At 46.9% G+C, this 18425-nt stretch carries 16 protein-coding genes; 6 read left to right on the plus strand and 10 right to left on the minus strand.

Features of this window, described 5'->3' with window-relative positions; translation table 11 throughout:
• Positions 1-129 precede the first annotated feature (129 nt).
• The 6 genes from QUA27_RS23345 to QUA27_RS23370 form a co-directional block, all read right to left on the minus strand.
• Positions 130-2247: a DNA-binding protein gene (locus QUA27_RS23345; RefSeq protein WP_333070931.1), complete on the minus strand. Its 2118-nt coding sequence runs from the start codon at positions 2245-2247 to the stop codon at positions 130-132.
• A gap of 264 nt (positions 2248-2511) precedes the next feature.
• On the minus strand, positions 2512-4278 hold the full coding sequence (locus tag QUA27_RS23350; protein WP_333070932.1) for an NACHT C-terminal helical domain 2-containing protein: 1767 nt from the start codon (positions 4276-4278) through the stop codon (positions 2512-2514).
• A gap of 349 nt (positions 4279-4627) precedes the next feature.
• A complete protein-coding gene (locus QUA27_RS23355; protein ID WP_333070934.1) occupies positions 4628-5320 on the minus strand; it encodes a hypothetical protein in 693 nt (230 codons plus the stop codon).
• Positions 5321-5469: 149 nt separating this feature from the next.
• Positions 5470-6141: a YciC family protein gene (locus QUA27_RS23360; protein WP_333070936.1), complete on the minus strand. Its 672-nt coding sequence runs from the start codon at positions 6139-6141 to the stop codon at positions 5470-5472.
• A 176-nt stretch (positions 6142-6317) separates the two neighbouring features.
• The gene (locus QUA27_RS23365) at positions 6318-7085 is read right to left on the minus strand and encodes a PP2C family serine/threonine-protein phosphatase (RefSeq protein WP_333070938.1); all 768 of its coding nucleotides are present in this window, start codon (positions 7083-7085) and stop codon (positions 6318-6320) included.
• A 175-nt stretch (positions 7086-7260) separates the two neighbouring features.
• Positions 7261-7923: a vWA domain-containing protein gene (locus QUA27_RS23370; protein WP_333070940.1), complete on the minus strand. Its 663-nt coding sequence runs from the start codon at positions 7921-7923 to the stop codon at positions 7261-7263.
• Between the two features lie 244 nt (positions 7924-8167).
• On the opposite strand from QUA27_RS23370, the gene QUA27_RS23375 reads away from it, so the two are divergent.
• Together QUA27_RS23375 and QUA27_RS23380 are read left to right on the plus strand one after the other, a co-directional pair.
• Positions 8168-8770, plus strand: coding sequence for a Uma2 family endonuclease (locus tag QUA27_RS23375; protein ID WP_333070943.1), 603 nt, complete (start codon positions 8168-8170; stop codon positions 8768-8770).
• A gap of 52 nt (positions 8771-8822) precedes the next feature.
• A complete protein-coding gene (locus QUA27_RS23380) occupies positions 8823-9092 on the plus strand; it encodes a DUF6737 family protein (protein WP_333070945.1) in 270 nt (89 codons plus the stop codon).
• Between the two features lie 170 nt (positions 9093-9262).
• Here QUA27_RS23380 and carB read toward each other — a convergent pair whose 3' ends face one another.
• The 3 genes from carB to QUA27_RS23395 all read right to left on the minus strand — a co-directional run bounded on the left by carB (position 9263) and on the right by QUA27_RS23395 (position 13576).
• Positions 9263-12574: a carbamoyl-phosphate synthase large subunit gene (gene carB / locus QUA27_RS23385; protein ID WP_333070960.1), complete on the minus strand. Its 3312-nt coding sequence runs from the start codon at positions 12572-12574 to the stop codon at positions 9263-9265.
• A 513-nt stretch (positions 12575-13087) separates the two neighbouring features.
• Positions 13088-13327, minus strand: coding sequence for a hypothetical protein (locus tag QUA27_RS23390; RefSeq protein WP_333070946.1), 240 nt, complete (start codon positions 13325-13327; stop codon positions 13088-13090).
• Positions 13328-13447: 120 nt separating this feature from the next.
• Complete coding sequence (locus QUA27_RS23395) at positions 13448-13576, minus strand: hypothetical protein (RefSeq protein WP_333070948.1); 129 nt, start codon at positions 13574-13576, stop codon at positions 13448-13450.
• 321 nt (positions 13577-13897) lie between these two features.
• Between QUA27_RS23395 and QUA27_RS23400 the strand changes: the two genes are divergently transcribed.
• The 4 genes from QUA27_RS23400 (at position 13898) to QUA27_RS23415 (ending at position 17340) form a co-directional block, all read left to right on the plus strand.
• Complete coding sequence (locus QUA27_RS23400; RefSeq protein ID WP_333070949.1) at positions 13898-14155, plus strand: hypothetical protein; 258 nt, start codon at positions 13898-13900, stop codon at positions 14153-14155.
• A 13-nt stretch (positions 14156-14168) separates the two neighbouring features.
• Positions 14169-15371 (plus strand): murein transglycosylase A, encoded by a 1203-nt coding sequence (gene mltA / locus QUA27_RS23405; RefSeq protein ID WP_445251538.1) that lies wholly within the window; start codon positions 14169-14171, stop codon positions 15369-15371.
• A 153-nt stretch (positions 15372-15524) separates the two neighbouring features.
• Complete coding sequence (locus QUA27_RS23410; RefSeq protein ID WP_333070953.1) at positions 15525-16229, plus strand: tetratricopeptide repeat protein; 705 nt, start codon at positions 15525-15527, stop codon at positions 16227-16229.
• Between the two features lie 223 nt (positions 16230-16452).
• Positions 16453-17340, plus strand: a complete 888-nt coding sequence (locus QUA27_RS23415) for an ROK family protein (RefSeq protein ID WP_333070956.1) — start codon at positions 16453-16455, stop codon at positions 17338-17340.
• A gap of 176 nt (positions 17341-17516) precedes the next feature.
• Here QUA27_RS23415 and QUA27_RS23420 read toward each other — a convergent pair whose 3' ends face one another.
• On the minus strand, positions 17517-17939 hold the full coding sequence (locus QUA27_RS23420; RefSeq protein WP_333070958.1) for a hypothetical protein: 423 nt from the start codon (positions 17937-17939) through the stop codon (positions 17517-17519).
• Positions 17940-18425 lie beyond the last annotated feature (486 nt).

Consider the following 18425-nt stretch of genomic DNA (forward strand, 5'->3'; position numbering starts at 1 on the left):
GTAGAGGTTCTGTTCGATGTGCGGGCCCGAAACGTCAAGCGCTGGAAATCGCACGCTTTGTGGAGGCGCTTGGCTAATAGGTTGCAGAGAAATATATGCGGTTGCAAATTTACATCGTTGCTTCTTTCTTCACCACTTCCCCAAAGCCCCCCAAACAGTACCCGAAACCACCCCCCAAATCGCCCCCAAACCAGCCCCCACGATCGCCCCCGCCACAGGCCCCAACTCCACCGGCACCCCAGCGCTAACAGCCGGAAACATCGCAGACACCCCCGCACCCAACACCGCACCCGCAAAAGTCCCCAAAAAACTGCCCCAAATCGCCCCCAAAGTCCCACCACTTACACCCGAAGGCTGAAACGAAATCGGCAACTTCGGCGCGAACCCGCAAAAACCCAACAAACACCCAGAAACCACACCCCCAACAGAACCCACACCAGCCGCCACGATCGCCACACCCAGCAACAAACCCGCAAACTCATCCACCGGTCGCATCTGGACACCGTACTGCTGCCAAACCACTAACCCAGACCCCAACAAAACACCAGCCAGAGTCCCCACAAACGAGCCCCACACCGCCCCCAAAGACGCTCCCCGCCTGCCCCACACCCTCCCCACCGGCAGCGCCAGAGGAGGCCGAAAAGTTGCCCAAACACAGCCCCAGAGAGCACCAACCCCCGCCCCAGCCAAAATCCTCTCGCCGATTCCCGGATTGCTATTAATTGCCCCAAACACCGCACCGCCGATCGCCGCTAACAAAAAAGCCCCCCAAGCCGCCCCCACCAAAACTCCGCCCCACTTCCGCCAAATCTGATTCGGCGGCAAAGTAAAAACGCCCCACATCATCCCAAAAAAACAGCCCCAAATCGTACCAACAAAAATCGCCCCCAAAATAGCGGCGCCGCCCTCAGCTATTACCGAATAAATCCCCCCGATCGCCGCCAAACACAAACTGCCCCAAACACCTCCCCAAGCAGCATCCTGAAAAATGCGCTCAAACTTGCCGACAGGAACCGGAGGCGCCGGAGTCCGACTCCGAGAAGACATCGGCATCGGCAGCAGCGGCACTGCGTACTGGCCGAGGGGGCGCGGCAGCCCCGTAGAGGGCTGTTGCCGGCGCACTGCGGGCTCCCTCACGACGGGCGGTGGTTGGGGCTTTTTACGCTTGGTTTTCGCCGGCTGCAAGTGCAATCCGTTGTTGACTGCTTGCCGCGAAGGAAACGGATCGCGCCCTTTGAGGAGTTTTGCCCGATCGCACCAAGGGCAGCGACTGAGATGATTTCCGTATTTATGCTGACTGTTTTTGCTGCAAGTAATCAAAGCATCTTCCGCTTCCCGAATCGCATTCACCCAAGTTTTCGCATCCGGGCGCGCCGAAGGATTGCCGTGCCCTTCCTCAAAACAGCGGATAAACATCTGTCGCAGTCGGGGATGCAGCATCTCAAAAGGAGGCGCAGCAGGCATCGGGCGGTAAGGAATCCGCTTCGTACCTGTAGGGAAATGGCCCGATCGAATTCTCGCTTCCAAAGACGGCGGTTCATCGCTACCGAGATAAACTCCCGAAAACGGGTGCGTACCTTCCATCAGCAATTGAAAAATTAATACCGCTAAACCGAACAAATCGTGCTCTGGAGATCGATCAATATCGCGGAAAGTCTGCCCCTGCAACTCCGGCGGCGTAAACTCGGGTTTCCCCACGGGACACCGATAAACGTAACCCGTGTAAGGATCGCGGACTTGAAACGAATCCGTGTCTACCAGCGTTACCAACGCCGTATCCGTCACCAGAATGTTCGACTCGTTTACGTCGCCGATGACGTAACCCCTGACGTGGAGGGCATTTACAGCCGAGGCGAGATTTCTGGCGGTACGGTGGAGGTAAAGATAGCTAAATAGAGGTTTTTGTTCGCGCCTGGTTTTGGGAGTGTAGAAAGTGTGTACCGGCATCACTTTGTTGACGCGCGGCATCACAAAACCGACAATTTTTTCTCGCCCGCCGACAGTATGCAGCAAATCGATCGGCCAAGCAATGGAAGCGTGCCCGGGTTCCGCGATCGGCGCATCCGGCGGCATACTGAACATGACTGTGAGTTTGTCGCCGTCTTCGTCTGTCGGTTTGTGGTAGATTTTGGCTACAAGGGACGAGTCTTGGGCGATCGGGTAGATGCGACCTTCACCCCCACTGGCGATCGCGGTTTTGGTGTCGATCGCAATCAGTTGTCCGCTAAATTGGCGCTGCAACTGCATAGAATTCCGTTATGGGATACAGGATTTGGAAGCCATCACTCAATAAATTTGACTTGCCCATTAAATCTTACCTTTGTTAGGACTTAGGCACCGGTGAGGAGAAACCGGGTTTTTCACCAAAAGAGGCGTTGCAGCCCGCAGATTCGGTAAAAAACCCGGTTTCTTGGGTGGGAGTGGGTAAGCCCTGTTTCCATTGGTGGGATGGGCGTCCCGCCCGTTCGTCCCTTCGTGAGAGAGGCGTCCCGCCCGTCCGCGCTATCAAAATTAAATGTGAACCAGCTTCAAATCCACCGACAATAACAACATTTTATCCTCAATTTTTTGTCGGACGGCCGGTGTCACCTGACAATTATCGCTGTTGAGGCATTCCACCAGCAAGTTGTGGGCATAGTAATACTGTTTCAGCAAAGTTTTCTGTTGGGGGCAAAAGTCTCGATTGTAGCCGATCGCAGTTTTGAATTTTGCCAGCCAGCAGCTACCGCACTCTTTGCGCCACTTTTTCCAGTTTTGCAAATCAGGCATCTCCGTCTGAAATTGTGCCAGCAGTTGTTTAAGTTCTGGTTCAATATCCAGCGCCCAAATGCCAACCAAAATACCCGCCACATCATTATCAAAACCCAATTTCAGAGACTCGTTAACATCTGCAAATTCTACATTTTTTCCTGCCTTTGCCAAACAATTCCGCAACTTGCGAACTTTCGATCTATCAAACTTCAGACTCGGATCGAGGACGCGAGTCAAAGCCAAATCGAGTACGCAAACTAAGGCTACATAAAAAGCGCGAATTTCGACTGGTTTAAAATTCCTTTGCACTAACTGAGACTTGTGATTTGCCCAGATTAGCAACTGCTGCAAAGTTTCGTCTTTAGCCGCCATACTATCTAATTTTTGTTGCATCAGCAGCAAAAGTTCGTCAGCAGGTTGCAAAATGCTGACAACTCTCACAAATTCATTTTTCCACTTTTTGTCGGTAATCCGGCTGACCAATTCTGGCAGCGATTCCGGGTTCGCACTGTCAATCACGTATTCTGGTTGAGTTTCGCTTTCCTCTAGTAGTTCGTCAACTGCGCTTTTGATAAAGTTATCCACCAACCAGTCGCGGGTACGCGAGAAATTGCTTTGCAACTCTAGGTAATGACTGCCTAATTTTGCCTTAAAGTCTTTGGGAAAAATCTTTTTAGCCACTAACATATTTTTCCAGCGAGTTAGCTGGCTGGCGTTGCGTTCGGGAAAGCGGTTGTACAAATAGTCGATCGCGATCGCCTCTAAAATATCCCCACCCAGGATTTCCCGACGCTTCACCTCGTTTTCGGGTCCCCTTTGTCGCCGCCCAGTTAGATCCAGATGCTGGCTAACCGTTGGTTCAATCAAGTGCTGAATCAGCCAGTTTCCCCCACGAAATAAATCGCGATTAAACTCCAAGTAAATCGCCCCAAACAAAGCTTCAAAAGTCTCCGAAAAAACTCTATTGTACTCGCTTTTATCTGTTTCTTTCTCATTCCCTACGCGCCAACTGAGTTCGTTTAATTTCAAATTTTGTGCAAAATTCGCAAGTTTTTTCGGCTCTGCTAAACGAGCTTTTAAGGTTGAGATAGCATCTGGGTCGAGTTCTGGATTTTCACGGTAGAGGTAATCGGTAACAACAGCACCGAAAATCGCTCCCCCTAAGAGTGACAGCCGTTTGTACTTAACCTCTTGCCAAGCGGGAGACTCCTCGGGGCGATCGGAGTAATAGCTAGTAGAGTAACGGCAATTCAAGGCGATTTCCAGCAGTTTTGTCTGCTGAAAGCTGGGAATGTCTATCGCTGCTTTGACTGCTTCAATATCTACATTTTTATGTTTAATTCGCTCTAATTCTTCTTCACATTTACCCCACTTTTCCAACCAATCACCGCCCGCATCTTCCACATACAAATCTACAAAATCTACCCCGTGATTCATCCATTCATCCTGCATTTTTCTGGCTGCTTCCAGTTCTTCCCAGACTTTTTGCAAGTTATTTTCAACGGTGTGTGTACCTTGTACAGTCATAGTATTTGATTTTGATGTATTTTAATTTTATTTCCAACAATTTCACCCTGATTAAATCAAATCTGAATTCAATTTAGAGCGAGTTGGTAGTTATTTCACAAGATTGATTGCTGCGGTAAATCTTCCCATTGCTTAGCCTTCGTATCAAGCACCTGTTGGCACCGTCTGGCCGACCCCTCCCGGAAACCGAAAAGGGGAGGAAAAATCTTGGTCTGTTTTCCCTTTTCCAGAAGCAGGCTGGGGGTTAGGTTTTTAGCATTGTCGAAAATTGTGCAATATGTGAGTTAGTCAAATTTTTTTCACCGAGTTTTAAGCAGTCGAACTATTCTCAGCAGCAGATATGCTTGATTTACGGGAACTTGAGGTAACGACCTGCGGGTAAATTATCGCTATTATATAATGCAATGTTAACTAACTGGTTCAGGAAATTTGCATCGTTTTTATCATAACTTAAAAATAATCCTCTGTCAATCCCCCAATCTTGAAGAGTTTGTTGCCAATTCTGATATTTTTGTTCAGAGAATTCATCCGAAAGAGTTGTGACTTGAATGCAGAGTGGCTGCTGTTGGCGGCTGCTAACGATCGAATCGGTTGCCATAGAAAGATCTGCAACATATCGATACAAAACAGTGCCTTGGCGATCGACAATTCGGGCTGCGATCGCCCGAATCACGATATCATCTCCCGGATCGAATTTGCCGGCCTTGAGTTTTTGTTTCCAGATGTAAAATTTGCGATCGTTTTCGCTCAGCCATTTAGGAAATAGATAGCTGTACCAATACCTTTCCCCCGGATTCATTAACTCAAACGCTGCTTGCTGTTCTCTTTCCGAAGGTAGAGATTGAACTGCCAGCCAAACCTGAGAATCTCGGATAAGCTGTAGCAAAAAAGCCATCACAAATTTTTTAGCCGTTAGCGAACCGGGTTTAACATCTTTCACCCAGCGATTGATTTCATCCAATCTTCTCGCCAAACTCGGATCTATTGGATCTGCTGCGCTAATTAGGGAGTTGAGCTTATCCTTAATCTCTTGTGCTTGCAAGTGACGACCTACTGTACAGATTAAACCAGAATTGTTGACACCTCGATTTTATTATAGAACCGCACCAAATTTTCACCGCTCAATAGACATCTCCCAAAATTGTTGTGGGTAAGTATCCTGCCAGCCCTTAACTTTATTTGAGGAGATGTCTATTGAGTAACTGCGGCTGATTCCCGCAGGCGCTGGTACAATAAAACAAAATAAACATTCATCAACGGTCCGGCTAAAAACCCGAGTAGATTAGCTGTAAGCTGATATGTTGAGGATTTCCCCGTCGGATCGATTAATAGGCAAATCGATACTATTGGCACAAAAACCACAAAAATTATCAGCAAAGTGGATCGAAATACCAACCACCAACGCCCTTTAGTTAATTCCCAACTGCTGCTAATACTGTCGAGTGCCGAAGAGTTATCAATAACGGTAGCGTAAGATGAAAACATTAACCGATATGATACATAAACCCCAGGAATTATGAGTGCAATGAAGCCAGCGCATACCAGCAGCAAACACATAAGAGAAACCGCAATTAGTTGTAGCAATTTTCTGTTTGCTTGATTGAAAGCCTGACCCACAGTTACTTGATTTTTTGTGAAATCTCGGTAAATGTAAAAAATCATAGCTCCCGACAATAAAGGAACTACCACCAACCAGTAGATAATATTGAAAGCAACACCTGCTGAACCTAGATTGCCAAAACTATTGAGTCCGACAAATATCAAAATTGGAGAGTTGATGAGCAACAGGGGAGCGTATCTAGAAGCTACATTAGTGAAGGTTTCTCGCAACAGGCTTCTGGCACTAATTCGTGAAGCTGTCATAATTTTTTATCCTGCATTTGTAAGTGGATTTGAACATATTAAGTGGGCTTTAAAAATAAACATTACATGGGAGGGTAAGTGAGAATACTCATCAACTCGCCGGTATCTCACGATCTTACGCTAAACCCGCCCGAAAAAGATACTATTTTTGTTAGCCCTTACCTACTGAGACATTATTAATTAGAAAAAGTTGCTAACAATAATGTTAAGTCATCGTCGGTGCGTTCGGAAACGCGGGGCGATCGCAAAAATGACTCTAACTGCTGTTTCGCATCTTCCTCTTCTTTCCACTCGCCAGAAAACCGAAACAAAGGCGCAAAAAACGGCCCGTGGGGCGTGCCTTCCGGGATTTTAAGCGCTAGCATTTGCAAGCCGTCGGAAAAAACTGCCAAGTGCCGCAGTTTTTCCCGCAATACCTGAAATTGCGCTGTTTCTATAGCATTCGGCGAAATCAAAAACACGGTTTCGTTGATGTATTCGCCGCAGGGAGGTACAGTCAGGGCGATCGCATTTCCTGCACTATCACCTGCTACCGCCGCACCGTCGCCGATTTGAGCAACTGCGATTAATTCCGGCGTAGCAACAACCGCAATTAAAGTGCAGGCTAAATCTCTCGGCGCCACTTCCCGCACTGCCGCTTCTGCTTCCACCTGCGCCCGCGCAACTTGCAGGGATGCTCTCAAGAATACTTGCCATTCGTCGTCATTTTCAGGCAGCCTTTCCTGTTGCTGGCAAATCGTTTCGACAACCGCTTCCACAGCAATTTTTGCCCCAATTTCTGCGAGTGCTGCCGAACCCGCACCGTCAGCAACCGCTGCCGCTAAAACACCGTTTGGCAAGAGACGCCAGCAGTGGGCATCTTGACAAGGCTGCGATCTTTTTTCGTGGCTTGTACCTATCACCGATGCCGCTACCACTTGCCAATTAAAGGATGAATTCTGCATTAATAACTCTTTAACTCAAAACTTCGTAAATTCACAACTATGCAAAGTCTGGACGGGTTTATTTATCCCTAATTAGGTAGGGCGATGCACACCACACCTTACTTATTATGTAGGGAGATGCACACCGCACTTACCGCTGGTCACTTACTAATGACCAAGGACTTCCAACTAATGACTAAACAGTTCCCCATCCGGGTGGTGGCAGTGCTACTTGTTCATCAATTTTTGAGTGAGAAACTCTCTGCATACTAGCCGAGAGCCAGATGAACATCTCTCTAAAGTCTAATCCTTTCAATTTTACAGGCGTGCGCTCGACAATTTGCGCGAGACGGGGGATATTAGCGCCTTCGACTCCGACAGCAAAAAATGCCACGCGCTTGTTAGTTTCTTCCTCTTTAATCCGCTGTGCTGCTATTTCCACAACATCGTCGGATTCGCCTTGAGGTTCGCCGTCGGTAATCATAAATACCCACGGGCGGTAGTAGGTAATGCCGTTGTTGCGGTATTCGGATTTGCGGGCCGCAATAGTATCTAATGCTAGCTGAATTCCAGCGCCCATGTGGGTTTGTCCTTGAGCTGTCAGCAGTGGCGTCTCGAACTGGTCGGCGGTCACGAAGTCTTGCACGACTTTGATATGATTGTCAAATGAAATAATCGCGACTTCGACTCGCTTTTTAGCTAGTTCGTCTTTAATTAGGTCATTCCTAAAAATTTCCAGCCCCTCATTCAAGGCATCTATGGGTGCGCCTTGCATGGAGCCGGAGGTGTCCAGCAGGAGGACGCAGGGACAGCGCGGCTCTGGGTTTTCGGCAAATTCTACGGCTTCGTCTAATCTCATGGTTCGGGGTTGACCTGGGAGTGGCTCGATTTCTAGGTTTGTTACTTTACTGTATCAAGTGAGTAACAAATTTAAGTGCAAATTGCTAGGGCGATCGCATTTTACCATTTACCTGAATCGATTTGAGATTTTAAATTGTAGATTTTAAATTGTAGAATTGGATGTCTGCGGTCAAAAAAAGAAATTCATTCCTGCCTGGGGTACTATATACTAATAGTATTACTGCAAAATAAGGACAAATCTTATGATTGCAACAGTCACACAGAAATTAACCTTTGACCAATTCCTTGTAGAATGTCCAGAAGATGGACGCTATGAACTGGTCAATGGAGAAATTGTAGAGATGAATGTGACAAGAAATCATGATGATGTTGCTGATTTTACGTCTGACTCATTTAAAGATCAAGTTAAACGGCTAAGTTTAAATTACGTAGTCAACAATACCGCCGTTATCAGAACTGTAAGTAAAGCCGGCATCGAACAAGGGCGGAGACCAGATGTCAGCGTAATCGATCGCGATTTGTGGCGATCGAACCGTTCTGCTTATTCTGCCTTGCGGGAACCAATTCCACTGGCAGTGGAAGTAACATCAACAAATTGGGAGGACGATTATATAGACAAATTGGACGAATATCGGCGCCTCGGAGTTCCTGAGTATTGGATTGTCGATTATTTAGCGATTGGCAGCAGGGAATTTTTGGGAAATCCCAAAGTTCCAACTGTATTTGTCCACCTTTTGGATGCAGAGGGAAACTATCAAAGAAGCGCGTTTAAAGGCAGCGAACGAATTGTGTCGCGGACTTTTCCCGAATTAACGCTAACAGCAGAAGAGGTGATGAATGTTTAACTTTCGTTGATCCACCTAACCAGACTATCATTCATAAAAAATTACTGAAAATATGAAATCTATTTCTGATAAAAAACTTTCCGATCAAAAAGCTCTTAGTCCTTGGAGTTACAAACCTTGGTGGTGTCAGCCTTGGTCGATTCTTTTAACTGGTACTAGCCTAATTAGCGGTAGTTGGTTTTTATTGAAAACTGTTTGGATAACTGTTTTAGTGGCGATTCCTTTATTAGCTTGGATGGGTTTTTTCTTGTTAGTTTGGCCGAGGTTGATGCTGTCTAGCGGGATTCTCGAGAAATATCAGGAATCGGAGATTAAAAGTTGAGACTAAAGCTTGTGATGGGCGGGCAGTATGCCCGCCCCACAATCAAATCTACTCTTTGTGGAACAGGTCGGAAAGCCTGTTCTTAACGCAAGCGCAAGCGAGGCAGAGCAAGAGTGACATCGGTTCCCAGCAAGAGTCTGGGAACCAGTTAAAATAGGGTGTTTCGCTGTCTAGGCTTGGGGGTAATAGTCTTGAATTGCTTTTACTTCCATCGGGTGGGATTTGAGCGATCGAATTCCCGCTGCTGTCGCTTTGGCCCCGGCTATTGTCGTAATAATCGGGATTTTGTAAGTCAAAGCTGTGCGCCGGATAAAGATTCCGTCGGCGCGGGATTCTTCGCCCGAAGGTGTGGTGATAATTAGTTGAATTTTCTCATTCTTGATCGAATCCAACAAATTTGGTCGCCCTTCGTGCAGTTTCAATTCCAAATCTACCTCTAAACCTTGCTCTCGCAAAACTTTGCGTGTCCCGTGAGTTGCGACTACTTTGAAACCCAATTCTAAGAATTCCTTGACAACTGGTACAACTGCTAGTTTGTCCCGATCGCGCATCGAAATCAGCACGGTTCCCAACAACGGCATCATTTGTCCGGCACCGAGTTGAGCTTTGGCAAAGGCTTTGCCAAAATCGGTGTCAATTCCCATGACTTCACCGGTCGATCGCATTTCTGGCCCTAACAAGGTATCAGTTCCCGGGAACTTAGCAAAGGGCAATACAGCTTCTTTTACCGAAACATGAGTGGGTATAATCTCTTTAGTAAAACCCAAAGCTTCTAGAGTTTTGCCGGACATGACGCGCGACGCCATTTTTGCTAAGGGAACTCCGATCGCCTTGGACACGAAAGGTACTGTTCGAGAAGCGCGCGGGTTAGCTTCCAAAATGAAAACTTGTTCCCCTTGAACGGCAAATTGAATGTTCATCAACCCGATTACTTTCAGGGATTTTGCTAATTCTACAGTCCAGCGACGGATTGTTGCCAAAGCTGCGTCAGAAAGCGTTTGGTAAGGGATAGAACAAGCAGAGTCGCCGGAGTGGATTCCCGCTTCCTCGATGTGCTCCATAATACCGCCGATCGTCACATTGCCAGTAGCATCGGCGATCGCATCTACATCAACCTCGATCGCGTTCTCCAAGAACTTATCAATTAAAATCGGATGATCGGGTTCTACTAAGACGGCATAGGTCATGTAACGTTCCAATTCCGTATCGGAATAAACAATTTCCATTGCTCGCCCGCCTAATACGTAACTCGGTCGCACCACTACCGGATAACCGATCCGTTGAGCTACTATTAAAGCATCCTCAAAACTGCGGGCTAAACCGTTAGCAGCTTGCTGAATATCCAATTCCCGCAGAATCTTTTCAAATCGCTCCCTGTCTTCAGCAGTATCAATGGAATCCGGCGAAGTTCCCCAGATTTTTGTTTGTACATCGGGGTGATTTTCCAGAGCTTTTTGTAAAGGAACCGCTAATTTCAGCGGCGTTTGACCGCCAAACTGAATAATTACTCCCTCTGGATTTTCGGCTTCGATGATGTTGAGAACATCTTCTTTTGTTAGCGGTTCAAAATACAGGCGATCGCTCGTATCATAATCCGTCGAAACCGTCTCCGGGTTCGAGTTGACCATAATTGTCTCAAAGCCGTCTTCTCCTAGGGAATAGGAAGCGTGACAGCAGCAGTAATCAAACTCAATTCCCTGTCCGATCCGGTTCGGCCCGCCACCTAAAATCATCACTTTTCGTTTGGTAGAAGGCAAAACTTCCGACTCCGGCGCGAGACTGTGGCCTACAGGCGAAACTTTCTTTTCTTCGTCGCCCAATTCCCAAATTGCCGCTCCCGCTTCGTAGGTGGAATAATAATACGGTGTAAACGCTTCAAATTCAGCGGCACAAGTATCGACTGTTTTGTAAACCGGGATTACGCCTAACTCTTTGCGGTAAGCGCGGACTTGATCTTCCGGTGTTTTGGTGGCGTAAGCAATTTGGCGATCGCTAAAACCCAACTGCTTTACTTCAAACATTGCCTCTTTTGTCAACTCTTCCAACCGCGTTCGTTTCAAGAACTTCTCAGTTTCCAGCAATTCCTGCATTTTATCCAAAAACCAAGGATCAATTCCTGTAAACTCGAAGATATCTTCCACCGACATTCCCATCATCATCGCGTGGCGAACTGTAAAAATGCGATCGGGATTTGGCGTCCGCAATCCGGCGCGAATTTGTTCCAAACTCGGCAACTTTTCCGGTTTGTCGCACCCGAAACCTGCGCGGCCTGTTTCCAATCCCCGCAGTGCTTTTTGGAAAGATTCGTTGAAGCTGCGCCCGATCGCCATTACCTCCCCAACAGACTTCATTTGCGTTGTTAAAGTCGGTTCGGAACCAGGGAATTTTTCAAAGGCAAATCGGGGAATCTTCGTCACCACGTAGTCAATTGTCGGCTCAAAAGACGCCGGAGTTTTCTTGGTAATATCGTTGGAAATTTCGTCTAGGCTGTAACCTACCGCTAATTTTGCCGCCATTTTGGCAATAGGGAAACCAGTTGCTTTCGAGGCCAAGGCGGAGGAACGGGAAACCCGAGGGTTCATTTCAATAACTATGAAATCTCCGTTGACAGGATTGACGGCAAATTGAATATTGGAACCGCCGGTTTCAACTCCGATTTCGCGAATAATTTTCACCGAAGCATCTCGCAGGCGCTGATATTCTTTGTCTGTGAGAGTTTGCGCCGGGGCGACGGTGATAGAATCGCCGGTGTGGACGCCCATCGGGTCGAGATTCTCGATCGAACAAATAATCACCACATTATCTGCCAAATCCCGCATTACTTCCAGTTCGTACTCTTTCCAACCAATCAAAGATTGTTCGATCAAGATTTGCGATACTGGACTGGCATCAATCCCGCCTTGTGCCATTTCTTCAAACTCTTCTTGATTGTAAGAAATGCCGCCTCCCGTGCCGCCCATTGTAAAAGCAGGACGAATAATTAACGGATAACTGCCGATTTGGTGACCAATTGCTTTGGCTTCGTCGAGAGTGTTGGCAATTCCCGAAGGGCAAACGGCGACCCCAATTCGCGCCATCGCTTCCTTAAATAATAGCCGATCTTCTGCCATTTCAATTGCTGGCAACTTAGCACCAATCAACTCGACGTTGTACTTTTCTAAAACGCCATTTTTAGCGACAGCCACTGCTAAATTTAGTGCTGTTTGACCGCCCATTGTCGGTAAAATTGCTTGAGGTCTTTCTTTAGCGATGATTTGTTCGAGGATGGCTGGCGTTAGAGGTTCGATGTAAATGCGATCGGCAGTTTCCGGATCGGTCATAATTGTTGCAGGGTTGGAATTCACCAACACTACTTCAAAACCTTCTTCTCGCAACGCTTTGCAAGCTTGTGTCCCTGAATAGTCAAATTCGCACGCTTGACCGATAACAATTGGGCCGGAACCAATGAGAAGAATTTTTTTTAAGTCTTGACGACGGGGCATAGGTTCGTAATTAGTAATTGGACAAGGTGGAGGATTAATTTGATATTTTGCCTCAGTCTTAGGAACAGGCTTTCTGAGCTGTTCCCCCCAAAGCTTACTCAAAATAGTGCAAGTTTTGTTGTTAATTTGAAATTGTGCACCATTCTCAGCCTTTTGGAAGCAGAACCTCGCAACTCCGGCTGACAGACACCCCCAGCTAACCAGAAATATTGATGAGAAAAGGGTGCAGTCGATCGGTAAATCAAGACTATTTTAAGTGTTGCGGTCAAATCGTGTTCTAAAATACACAATCCCTGTATTCCGCCTGATTAATCATTGTAGAGACTTCAGCCAAGGCGTGTCCTGACTGTGGGAAACGGGTAGAATTAACCGGGTTGGATGATGACTTTTTCCGTAGCTTGCGGAGCGGGACGCCATCGCCCTCCGAGGATGTCACCATCACAGATCCAGCTATGTAGCCGCGGCGATGGAGGACACGGCATTGCCGTGTCCCTAGCGTATTTCAGCCTATTGTTAAGCTTTGCGCGATCGGCGAATGAGTACGCTTATAACTTGTCCCGGCTTTGCACCTCGCTGCGGCGGACTCCAATCGCCGACGGCGGCAAATCCCAGTCGGTACAAGGTGTGGATGGTTTCTAACACGGCTGCGCGGGAACCAACAACCGTTATCCGCACGACTTCCTGTTCCGATACTGCTGAGTCGGAATTTGGACGCGCGGACAAGTTATCGTCAGGTACGAATTCCTGTGACATAATATGGTCTCCTGGTTTTTGGTTTTCTAGGAAAACCCAAAAACCCAGCCGCCCCGCACGTTAACACAGAGCAGGGCGGCTACAGAGAGTGTTAAAATTCTCCATTAGCCTCCATACTGCTTACTCAGTTTGGCGGTTAGCTGTCCATTGCTGTTGGTAGCAGCTTTGGGCAGTGCAACTAGATTTTTGAGCGACGCGGGCTGCTTCCTCTTTGAGGAAAGCAGCCTTAATTTCACAGCGTAGCCGCAATGGGGGGCCGCCGTCAATCGATTTTAGATTTTAGATTTTAGATTGAGATTTTCCTGCAGCAACTCTCCGGTCTCTCCCACCCTCCGCTTCTCCCCGTCTGTCCCTCTCCCTCCACCCAACCTACTAGATGAGGGAATGCGCCGAGGAAGAGGTAAAATATGGAATCGTTCCAAAAGCTTAAAATCAAAAATCAAAAATAAAGATATGCCTAGAACACAAGTGCGAATATTCCGTGCACCTGCTGCTTGAGGGCAACCACATCAATTTTAGATTTTAGATTTTAGATTTTAGATTGTCCTCCAACAACTCTCTCCATATCCTATGCCTAGAACACCCAGCGAATATTCCGTACACCTGCTGCTTGATGGTGGCCACCGCGAAGAAGTGCGTTTCGCAACGCTGCAAGATTTTCAAAAGTGGTACAGCAGTACACTGGTGCCGAAACAAGATTCAAGAGAATTTCTTAACGTCCCGATCAAAAATATTCAAGGCGAATACATGGTAGTTCGGCCTACCAGCGTTCTCGCAATTCGCGTAGAACCGATATTTACTTCTAGCGTCGAACGATACGATGAATAAGGAAAATAATCAATTGAGTAGGAAAGATTGGAAATTGAGCAAGATTTTTCGCTATCAGCTATTAGCCATTGCCTGTTGCGTTTTGGCGATCGCTTTTTCGGTGCCCGCCGTTGCAGCCCCGCCACTGCAACCAATTAGTCTAAATCAATTGCAAGCTGGCGAGTCGGATGATCTCGCCTTTGACGCTCAAATCTGGGGCGAAAATGGCAAACCGGGCGATCGGGAATTGCTGTTAAAGTCGATCGACAACAGCCTCCGCTATCTCGATACATCGGCCGCCACCACTGCTTACAGCCGCTATCCAGTCGCAGGAGTTACGCGCGATCGAGTTCGGCGTTCCCTCGATCGATTCCGCGAATTAGTTGTCAGTTCCACAACCCCTGCACAACTTCAGGAATCGGTCAAGCGCGAATTTGTATTTTACAAATCCACGGGCAAAGATGGCAAAGGAACAGTCGCATTTACAGGTTATTTCGAGCCGACTTATGCAGCATCTCGCACGCCTAATTCCGAATATCGTTATCCCCTGTACCGGATGCCGCCAAACATGGCATCTTGGCCGAAACCTCACCCGACAAGATTGCAATTAGAAGGCGAAGATGCTTTGCAGGCAAGTAAAGGATTGCTGCGAGGATTAGAATTAGTTTGGTTGCGCGATCGATTCCAAGCATTTCTCGTGCACGTCCAAGGTTCTGCGAGATTGCAGCTAACAGATGGTAGCGTGATGACCGTCGGTTTTGCAGGCAAAACCAGTCACAGTTATACAGGAGTCGGGCGAGAATTAGTTAAAGACGGAAAATTTACTTTAGAAGAGTTAAATTTGCCTAAACTCAAGGAATATTTCACTAATTTTCCGGCAGAGATGAACAAGTATTTGCCGAAAAATGAAAGCTTTGTATTCTTCCGGGATACTAACGGAGTTCCAGCCACAGGAAGCATTGGAGTGCCAGTAACTGCCGAAAGGTCGATCGCCACCGATAAAGCTTTAATGCCCCCTGGCGCACTAGCATTAATTAGTACAAAACTCCCTTATCCGAATGCGGCGGGACAACTCGAACAAAATGCGGTAAATCGCTACGTTTTGGATCAGGATACGGGCGGTGCAATCAAAGGTGCGGGGAGAGTTGACGTATTTATGGGAACTGGGAATTTAGCGGGCGATCGGGCCGGTTATATCAACTCGACAGGAGAACTGTATTATCCGCTTTTAAAGTAGATTAATTCTACTTGATGTGATTGTTTACTGTGCGTTGCAATCCCGGACACGGCAATGCGCCGTGTCCCTACAGATATCGCCGACAATCAATATATAATCTATTTTTGATAATTGCTATAAAATAGAAAATACCCGACCCTCTCAATCTTACCAATGCTCAACAAAATTCTGCAATTCTTCAAACGACTATTTCAGCGAATATTCGGAGCCCCAACCCCATCCACCCCGCCGGGAAATACCGCCATCCGCCCAGCCTTAACTGACGCTGAATACGAGTCGAAATTCATGGAAATATTGGAAGGGGTGAATGCCGGCTGGAGTCGAGGGGATGTAGCGGGATTCTTAATCGCAAAACGCCTTAAAGATGGTGAATTGGCGGCTTGGTTGCGACGGTTTGGGCAAAGATTGTTAGAGGGCGAACATGATGAGACTGCTGCTGCCGATGCCGTGGCATCGCTTCAGGAATTGGCGCAGCGGCTGGTATTGTTAGGTAGAATTGCCAGCGGGGAATTGTCAGAGGTTGCCAGGCAAATTGGGCGGGAGATATTGACACGGTTTCCGCTGCCGGAGGTTGAGGAGGAGGATACAAAGGGGAGGGTGATTGAGGCGGTGTTTGTTGGGGATGGTTTGGGTTTTTCTGGGGAAGTGAACCGCAGAGGCGCTGAGGGTGCGGAGGCAGAATTGGAAGTTAATGTAGAGGCGAAAGCCTGGTGCGAGCGAGGGAATGAGCAGTATAATTTAGGAAGATTTGAAGAGGCGATCGCATCTTATAACCAGGCAATTGCTCTCAAACCCGACTATCACGATGCTTTGCACAACCGAGAGGTAGCGCAACGTAAGTTAGGCGAAATTAAATAGGCGAACTCGCTTGTATCCAGAATTTTTGTTAGGTATTGCGAGCGACCTGATACTATTAATAATTAATCGCAGTTTGCCGGGATAATTATCATACATTTAAAAGAGAAGTTTGAGAATTTTAGTCCTCAGTACAACTTAATTTGTAAGGTATGTTAGGCGCACATACAATAGGTTTATACTATTAAAATTAGTCCTTAATTATTGCATCCAAAACCCACATCGAATGACACAAGTAATCGGCATTGACTTAGGCGGAACAGCAATTAAACTCGGCAGATTTAGCAAAGACGGCATTTGTCACCAATCCTTAACTGTTCCAACCCCTCAACCCGCAACGCCAGAAGCAGTTTTAGGTACAATGACGGATGCTATTTTACAACTGAATCCGGTCGAAAATGCTGTAAGCGCGATCGGCATCGGCACTCCAGGCCCCGCAGACGCCGCTGGCAGAATAGCTAGAGTAGCAATTAACCTCAAAAACTGGCATAACGTCCCCCTCGCTGACTGGGTGGAAGCTAAAACCGGACTGCCGACCATATTAGCAAATGATGCCAACTGTGCCGGATTTGGAGAAGCTTGGTTGGGCGCAGGCAGGCACTTTAAAAATATAATTTTAATAACTTTAGGTACAGGAGTCGGCGGTGCAGTTATCCTAGACGGCAAACTATTTGTAGGTCATCAAGGCGCGGCCGGAGAACTAGGATTGATTACTATAAATCCCGACGGCCCGGAGTGCAACAGCGGCAATCGCGGTTCTTTAGAACAGTATGTTTCGGTGCAGGCAATTCGCCGGGAAACTGGTTTAGAACCTATAGAATTAGCCAATTTAGCTAAGTCTGGAGATGCCCAAGCTTTAGAATATTGGCAAAATTACGGGCGCTATCTGGGTATCGGTTTGGCAAGTATAATTTATATTTTAACGCCGGAAGCTATTATTATCGGCGGCGGAATTAGTGCAGGTGCAGAATTTTTCTTACCGCAGGTTAAAGCCGAAATTCAGCAACGTGTACTGCCGAGTTCTCGCGAAGATTTACAGTTATTGGTTGCTGAATTGGGCAATCAAGCAGGCATGGTAGGGGCGGCCAAATTAGCTTGGCAGCTTGTTGAATAGTTAAAATTTAAAAACTCAGCCCATTTTACTGCGCTTTTTTCATATCTAAAATTAGGATGCAACCTAAACACTTTAGCTCAAAAAAAATAAAATGAATGTGAGGAGTTACTAAACATAGTCTCCTTCATCCTTCATTGTTAGTGCTTCTAACTAAGGACTAATGACCAAGGACTTCTTCATGGCAGTGATTGTCCAGTCGTTTTTTTAATGTAGTCCTGAATTTCTTGATAAGCGTCCGGGTTGCTTTGGCGCAGGATAATAATGTTAGTTGCGCTGTCAGGCAGGCAAAAGCTTAGCCGACCGTTTTGTTCGCAAGCAAAAGAGCTAATTCGACTCATATCGATCGCAAATTCTTTGCGGTCATAATTAATTTTAATCCACGAGCCTCTAGAATTGCGATCGATGGTTTTTTTGAGGTAATCGAGAACTTGCTTGTAAGCCTCATAATTGCCTTGGGGATTGAGGATAATCGGCTGACTGCTATTAGGCAGCCAAAAGGTGAGACGCTTGTTATCCAGTTCGCTAGAAAAAGCACTAATAGTGTCAAGGTCAATTATGTATGTACTTTTCTCATAAGTAATTTTGCTCCAATAAGCCACAAAGCCTCCTCAAACCTGTGTTTCCTGGTATTTTAGGATAGTTTGACAACTCATACCATTTTAGATTTTAGATTTTAGATTTTAAATTGGGCATGACTGATGACTATCGGGGTTGGGAAGTTGCCTAAAGTTGCATTTTTTGGGGAAACTGGTATCACCCTTGAAATCCGTAAAAAGTTAAGTAAAAATATATCAGTATTTTTACCTTATGCCTTATGCCTTATGCCTTCTCCCTTGTGGTACTAGCCCCCCAGCCCTAGCATAGGGGTTGGGGGGTGAGGTTTTTCACTCGTTGAGAATGCTGCCCGATATCTAGTCCGGTAACTGCGACCCCTATCAAATCCTATTGGGCTGTTGGGTGGGTTTTGTAATGTCGATTGTCTGGGCGATTTGAATATTGTCTACTCTCACCCGCCCCTTGTATCTTAAAAGAGTTGGTGTAGCGCTCGTAACGTCAAGCAGGCGATCGCCAGATCAATCAGGCGA

The organism is Microcoleus harperi Pol14_C6, assembly GCF_036701295.1.
Taxonomy (GTDB): domain Bacteria; phylum Cyanobacteriota; class Cyanobacteriia; order Cyanobacteriales; family Microcoleaceae; genus Microcoleus.